At 45.2% G+C, this 239-nt stretch carries 1 protein-coding gene; it reads left to right on the forward strand.

Annotation, left to right across the window (positions count from 1 at the left end; all coding sequences use genetic code 11):
* The coding region (locus tag B4920_RS27725; RefSeq protein WP_139379770.1) for an alkaline phosphatase PhoX at positions 1–239 on the forward strand (239 nt) is incomplete at both ends.

Raw genomic sequence — 239 nt, forward strand, 5'->3', positions numbered from 1 at the left:
TGAACGTTGGTTAGTAAAAGCAACGGATGGAACTGCTCAACAAGACTTCCGCCATTCGGACAACACTTTTGGCTGGATTGTAGAAATTGATCCGTTCAATGGTACAGAACGCCCTGTAAAACGTACGGCTCTCGGTCGCTTTGCACATGAAGACTGCCGTGCAAGCCGTGCTATTAAAGGCCAACCGCTAGCGTTCTATATGGGTGATGATTCACAAGGTGAATATATCTATAAATTTG

Origin of the sequence: Zoogloea sp. LCSB751, from assembly GCF_002028455.1 — a bacterium.
Lineage (GTDB): Bacteria > Pseudomonadota > Gammaproteobacteria > Burkholderiales > Rhodocyclaceae > Zoogloea.